This window comes from Clostridium sp. (assembly GCF_051650885.1).
Taxonomy (GTDB): Bacteria; Bacillota; Clostridia; order Clostridiales; family Clostridiaceae; genus Clostridium.
Genome location: NZ_JBOFRG010000196.1, coordinates 1 through 6,569, shown reverse-complemented (window position 1 = coordinate 6,569; position 6,569 = coordinate 1). Strand labels below are relative to the sequence as shown.

Here is a 6,569-nt window from a genome sequence, read left to right as displayed (position 1 = left end):
TAGAGATAGGAAAAATAAGAAAGAATATGGGGGAAAGCTTAACGGACCTTCAATTAGAGATAGATGAACTTAGAAAAGAAATAGAGATTCTAAAAAAAGATAAAAGTAAAAATATAGAAGATGAAGAAGAAATAGTATATAATAAAAAAGAAAGTGACATAATAAATGAAATAGATTTTAATAATATATCAAAAAAAGAAAAGATAAAAAGGCTTATATTAGAAGGGAAAAAGGATGAGGACATTTGCGCTTTAGCAAATGTAACTAAGGGGGAAATATTATTAATACGTGGGTTATTAAAATAAGAGAAAAATTAGAAAATATAGTTGATAGAAAAGTCTTACTTGGTATAGGAATTGGATTAATTATAGGTGGTATTGGTAGTTTGTTTTTCAATTCTAATATAGAAAATGTGACAAAGATAGAGGAAAAAGCGAGAGAGATAGGCATGCATTTTGAAGATGAATGTAAAGTTATTTTTAAAGGGGATGAGAAAAAATGATAAGAAGTCTTTATACATCAATTTCAGGACTAATATCACTTGAAAATAAACAATCAGTTATTTCTAATAATATGGCAAATGCAAATACAAATGGATTTAAAAGTGAAACATTAGGATTTAAAAGTTTTAAAGAAGTAATGATTCAAAATAAAGACAAGGTAGTTGGTGGTCAAAATGTTAAAAATGAAATAGGAGAACTTTCACTTGGAGTAGCTATGGATACTGTAGACACTAGATTTACTCAAGGTGATTTTAAGGAAACAGGAAAAATGGGTGACTTTTCTATAGATGGTAGAGGATTTTTTGTAGTTCAAAGAGGTGGAGAAAGATTATTTACTAGAGATGGAAATTTTAAAGTTAATAACGATGGTTTTTTAGTAACAACAACAGGAGATAATGTTCTTGGAACTAATAAAAATACAGGAAGAATGGAACCTATATTTGTAGGAAATGAAAAGTTTCTACAACAAGGAGATGGAAGTCTTTTAGTTGGAGGAAGAAATGCTTATAAAATTGCAACAGCAGATTTTAATGATTATAAAAGCTTAGACAAAGTTGGAGATAATTATTACACTGGAAATAACCCTATATATAATGCAGAAGTTACTGTTTATCAAGGATTTATAGAAAGATCTAATGTAAATATAACAAACGAAATGGTAGATATGTTATCTACTATGAGAAGCTTTGAAACAAATCAAAAGTTTATCTCAATGCTTGATGAATCTTTAGGAAAAGCATGTAATGAAATTGGTGCTATAAGATAGGGGGAGAATATTATGATAAGAACACTTTATACAAGTAAAAGTGGAATGAATGCAAATCAAAATAGATTAGATGTAATTTCAAACAATTTAGCAAACTCAGGAACTATGGGATATAAGAGAGTTGATGTTGGATTTAAGGATTTATTAAACGAATCTTTAGACAGACAAGGGTATCCTTTAAAAGATAAAAATGCAAATATTGGGACTGGAGTTAAAACTACAGAATATTTTAGAGATAATGGACAAGGAAATTTGAGAGAAACTTTAAGAAGTACAGATTTATCCATAGATGGAGAAGGATATTTTAAAGTTATAGGACCAGATGGAAGTGTAGCTTATACAAGAGACGGGGCTTTTTCAGTAGATGGAAGAGGTAGACTTGTAGATGGAAGAGGAAACAAGCTTGAAATAAGCTATAAAAATGGTAAAAATGAAAATAATGTTAGCTTCACAAAGGACAATTTCTTAATTGATAAAGATGGAGCTGTTTTTATAAAAAACAAAGATAAGTTTGAAGAGGTTGGAAAAGTAAATGTTTATACAGCAGTAGGAGACAAAGCTTTCACGTCAATAGGAGAAAACTTATTTTTACCTGTAGATGGAACAAATGTAGAGTTATCAAAGGACTATGCAATATATCAAGGGTTATTAGAAGGATCTAATGTTGATATAGGGCAAGAGTTTACAGATTTAATCGTAACACAAAGAGCATTTCAGTTAAGCTCTAAAAGCTTAACTACAGCAGATGAGATGTGGGGAATGATAAACGATATAAGAAGATAAAATTTTATATTTTCCTAGACATTAAAAAAGACTGGCTTTTGCCAGTCTTTTCTACTTTTCTATATTAACTAATAGCAGTATTAGTTAATGGTGGCACTACTTGTTTCTTTCTTGAAAGAACACCAGGTAAAAATGCAGTTGAAGCTTCAAGTTTAATATTGAATGCTTTTTCAACTAAATCAAATCTATCACCTGCAACAAGTATTTGAGATCCTTCGTTTAAAACATCTGTTAAAAGAATCATAGAAACGTCAAGACCATCTATACCGTTTTTCTTAGCCATATAAGTTAACATTTCTTCTTTTAATGGCATAAATCCATCAATATCCATAGTGTTAACTTGCGCTATTCCAACTTTAACGTCACCCATATTAAATGGTTTATAGTCTTGGTTAAATATTTGTGCTACAGTTTTTCCTTTTAAAGAAGTTCCAGCTTTTAATAAAGCAGTTCCAAACTCTTCAACTTGAACACCAGCAATATCAGCTAATTTTAAGCAGATTTGCTTGTCTTGTGGAGTACAAGTAGGGCTCTTAAATAAAAGAGTATCTGAAATTATAGCTCCACATAAAAGTCCCGCAATTTCTCTTGATGGTCTAATGCCATTTTCAAAGAAACATTTAGAGACAATTGATGATGTACTTCCAATTGGTTCATTTCTGAAATAGATTGGGTTATTAGTTAATACATCAGCAACTCTGTGGTGGTCTATTATTTCAAGAACTTCTGCTTCTTCAAGTCCATCAACTGATTGTCCTCTTTCATTGTGGTCAACTTGAATCACTTTTTTCTTATAGTTAGAAATTAAGTGATATCTTGAAATAGTTCCTACAACTCTTCCATCTGGGTCAGTTACAGGGTAACTACTATATCTTGATTCAAGCATAGTTTCTTTTACTTCTTCAACTAAGTCATCTGTAGTAAATGAAACTAAATTTTCTTTAGCCATTACGAATCCTACAGGAATACTTTGGATTATAAGTCTTGAAGCTGTAAATGAATCGTGAGGAGTTGAAATTACAGTAACTCCATTTGCCTTAGCTTTTTCAACTAAAGAATCAGAAAGTGTGTTAGATCCTGTAATGATCATTAAAGAAACACCTGTGTTTATTAAGTTTTCTTGAACATCAGGTCTATCTCCAACGATAGCAATATCGCTAGCATCGATATGTTCTTTCATTGAATTAGGTTGCATAGCAGCAACACAGATTTTCCCTTTGAAAATTTTAGTAGCTTCATTTATGTAGACAGGCTTTGCAGAAAGTGTATCTAAAATATTGTCTATTGAAGTTTCGCTTTTAGCTAAGATTTGGTTATCCCAAATATCCATATATGAAGAAGTTAAGTTAGATAAAGATATAACTCCTACTAAATGTTCGTTGCAGTCTGCAACAGGCATAGATTTTATATTTTTATCTCTCATGATATTCCAAGCCATTTTTAATGAAATTTCAGGTGAAACTGGGCTTATAGTATCAATTTTTAAATCTTCAACCTTTAATTTTACTGTTGTTAATAATTGAGGTGCATTTACACCAAAATAATCTAATATAAATTGCGTTTCTGGATTTACATTTCCAAGTCTAACTGGAATTGCAGGTATATCGCCAATTCTATTTTTTAAATCAGCATATGAGTAAGCTGCACAAATTGAGTCAGAATCTGGATTTTTGTGACCAGTTACGTAAATAACGTTTCTCATAATAATTCCTCCTTAAATATAAAAATTCTATATTAATTGTAAAACCTAAATAGAAATTTGTAAAGAAAAGTTATATAGAAATTCTTCATAAGTTTTCTTATTTTAAATATATATAGAATAGAGAGAAATTATAAGGAGGAAAAGTTTTGTCAGAAAACAAGAGTAAGATACTTGGTTTATCAACTAATGAGGCTGAAAAAAGAATAAAAACTTTTGGTCTAAATGTACTTGAAGAAAAAAGAAGAATTTCATTAATAAGAGTTTTTTTATCTCAATTTAATGATTTTATGGTATGGGTGCTTATAGGTGCAACTATTATTTCAGCAATTATGGGGGATATAGCAGATGCTGTAACAATTTTTATTATTATTTTTATTAACGCCCTTTTAGGTTTTTTTCAGGAGTTTAAAACAGAAAAATCTCTTGAAGCATTAAAAAACTTGGCAGCACCTACCTGTAAGGCTTATAGAGATGGAAGAGTGAAAATTATTAAGTCAAGTGAATTAACAATAGGAGATATGGTAATTTTAGAGGCAGGAGATAGAGTGCCAGCAGATGGTGAGTTTTTAGAATGCTCTGGAATTGTTGTTGATGAATCACTTTTAACAGGAGAATCAGTTGGAGTTTCTAAAGAAGAGAAAAAAGGAAAAAACAATGGATTTATGGGAACAAATATATTAAAAGGAAAAGCTTTATTTAAAGTTCTTAATATTGGAATGGAAACAGAAATGGGGAAAATTGCAAACTTACTTCAAAATATTGAAGAAGAAAAATCACCATTAAAGCTTAAGTTAGATTCCTTAGGAAAAATATTGGTAGTCATATGTTTAGTTATATGCTCTTTAGTAACTGTTTTAGGAGTGTTTAGAGGAAATGAATTAGGGGAAATGTTTATGCTTGGAGTTTCTTTAGCAGTAGCAGCAATTCCAGAAGGACTTGCAGCTATAGTTACTGTAGCCCTTGCCCTTGGTGTTTCAAGAATGCTTAAGAAAAATGCTTTAGTTAGAAAGCTTCCAGCAGTGGAAACCTTAGGATGTACCTCAATTATTTGTTCAGATAAAACAGGAACATTAACACAAAATAAAATGACTGTAAAAGAAGTGTTTATAAATGGAAAAGTAATAGAAATAGAAAAAGAAGATATAAATAAAGCTGGAGGGATTGAAAAGCTAAAAAATATATTTGTATGTTGTAATGACTGCACAATAGATGGAAAAATTAAAAGTATAGAAAAGTCTCTTCACGGAGATCCTACAGAAACTGCTTTAATAAGGATGTTTTTCAATGAATCTAAAGAGGCAATAGATTTTAGCGCTGACAAAGAAAGAGTTTTTGATTTACCTTTTGATTCTATACGAAAAATGATGTCTGTAGTAATAAAGGAAAAAGATAAAGAAATTTGTTATGTAAAGGGAGCTCCAGAAAAGATTCTTCAAAATTGTAAGTATATATATGAAGATGGAAAAGTAAAGGAATTAACTCTTCAAAAAAGAAAGAATATTGAAAAGGCATTAGATGTAATGTCAAGAAGAGCATTAAGATGCCTTGGAGCAGCATATAAGGAAAAGGATTTAAGAAAGGATGAAAGACTTGAAGAAGAACTTATTTTTGTTGGATTTTCAGGTAGTATAGACCCACCAAGAAAAGAGGCTCATGATGCAGTTTTAAAATGTAAGCTTGCAGGAATAACTCCTGTAATGATTACTGGAGACCATAAAAATACAGCACTTTCAATAGCAAAATCTCTTAATATTTGTAAAAGTGAGGAGCAAGTTTTAGAAGGAAGTGAAATAGAAGCCCTTACAGATTTAGAACTTAGACGAAAAATAAAAAATGTTAGAGTTTTTGCAAGGGTATCGCCAAACCATAAGCTTAGAATTGTTAGAGCTTTTAAGGCACTTGGAAATATAGTTGCAATGACAGGAGATGGTGTAAATGATGCACCAGCTATAAAGGAAGCCGATATTGGAATTTCTATGGGGATTTCAGGAACAGATGTAACAAAGGAAGCATCTTCTATGATACTTATGGATGATAATTTTAATACGATTGTAGATGCAGTAGAGGAAGGAAGAAATATTTATGATAACATAAGAAAATTTATAAGATATCTTTTATCTTGTAATTTAGGAGAAGTTTTAACTATGTTTTTAGCGTCTTTATTCCTTCTTCCAAATCCAATGACACCAATACAAATTCTTTTTGTAAATTTAGCAACAGATGGACTTCCAGCAATTGCACTTGGAGTTGATGGAGCTGATAAAGATATAATGAGACAAAGCCCACGGGACAAGAAGGAAGGAATCTTCTCAAGAGGCTTAACAGAAAAAATATTAGTTAGAGGAAGTTTAATTGGATTGTGTACATTGCTTTCTTTTATGGTTGCTAGATATTATAGAATGGATTTAGATACCTGTAGAACAGTTGCATTATCTACACTTGTTATGTCACAGCTTTTTCATGTTTTTGAATGTAGGTCAGAAAGACATTCAATATTTGAAATAAAAATATTCTCAAATCCATATTTGGTTTTTGCAGTACTAGTTTCAGTATCTATGCTAATGGCTGTATTATATGTGCCATTTTTACAAGGAATATTCCATACAGTTCCATTATTACTTAAGCATTGGACCATAGTTTTATGCTTCTCAGGGACTATTGCATTAATTAATAGCATATATTTATTTATCAAAAAATAAATGAAAGACTCCTATAGAATAATAAGTTCTATAGGGGTTTTTATTTCTTAGTAAAAAAGTAAGAATAAAATTCTAGTGAGAATTATTTTTATTTAGAAATATTATGATATAATGTG

The 6,569-nt window shown here is 30.3% G+C and carries 4 protein-coding genes and 1 pseudogene; 4 read left to right on the top strand and 1 reads right to left on the bottom strand.

Features of this window, described 5'->3' with window-relative positions:
- The 3 genes and pseudogenes from ACRC28_RS09480 to ACRC28_RS09470 all read left to right on the top strand — a co-directional run.
- A pseudogene (locus tag ACRC28_RS09480) lies at nucleotides 1-305 on the top strand (hypothetical protein); the annotation flags it as partial.
- Nucleotides 306-498: 193 nt separating this feature from the next.
- A complete protein-coding gene (locus ACRC28_RS09475; protein WP_438543207.1) occupies nucleotides 499-1,269 on the top strand; it encodes a flagellar hook-basal body complex protein in 771 nt (256 codons plus the stop codon).
- 12 nt (nucleotides 1,270-1,281) lie between these two features.
- Complete coding sequence (locus tag ACRC28_RS09470) at nucleotides 1,282-2,052, top strand: flagellar hook-basal body complex protein (RefSeq protein ID WP_438543206.1); 771 nt, start codon at nucleotides 1,282-1,284, stop codon at nucleotides 2,050-2,052.
- 64 nt (nucleotides 2,053-2,116) lie between these two features.
- Here the strand turns inward: ACRC28_RS09470 and ACRC28_RS09465 are convergent, their stop codons facing one another.
- Entirely contained in the window at nucleotides 2,117-3,754 is a 1,638-nt protein-coding gene (locus ACRC28_RS09465; RefSeq protein ID WP_438543205.1) for a putative manganese-dependent inorganic diphosphatase, read from the bottom strand.
- A gap of 146 nt (nucleotides 3,755-3,900) precedes the next feature.
- Here ACRC28_RS09465 and ACRC28_RS09460 point away from each other — a divergent pair, with 146 nt between their 5' ends.
- On the top strand, nucleotides 3,901-6,453 hold the full coding sequence (locus ACRC28_RS09460) for a calcium-translocating P-type ATPase, PMCA-type (RefSeq protein ID WP_438543204.1): 2,553 nt from the start codon (nucleotides 3,901-3,903) through the stop codon (nucleotides 6,451-6,453).
- The last annotated feature ends 116 nt before the right edge of the window (nucleotides 6,454-6,569 follow it).

What these genes read in the sequence shown, in the direction of transcription:
- ACRC28_RS09465 (WP_438543205.1), bottom strand. Translation starts at nt 3,754, where the DNA reads ATGAGAAACGTTATTTACGTAACTGGTCACAAAAATCCAGATTCTGAC.
- ACRC28_RS09470 (WP_438543206.1), top strand. Translation starts at nt 1,282, where the DNA reads ATGATAAGAACACTTTATACAAGTAAAAGTGGAATGAATGCAAATCAA.
- ACRC28_RS09475 (WP_438543207.1), top strand. Translation starts at nt 499, where the DNA reads ATGATAAGAAGTCTTTATACATCAATTTCAGGACTAATATCACTTGAA.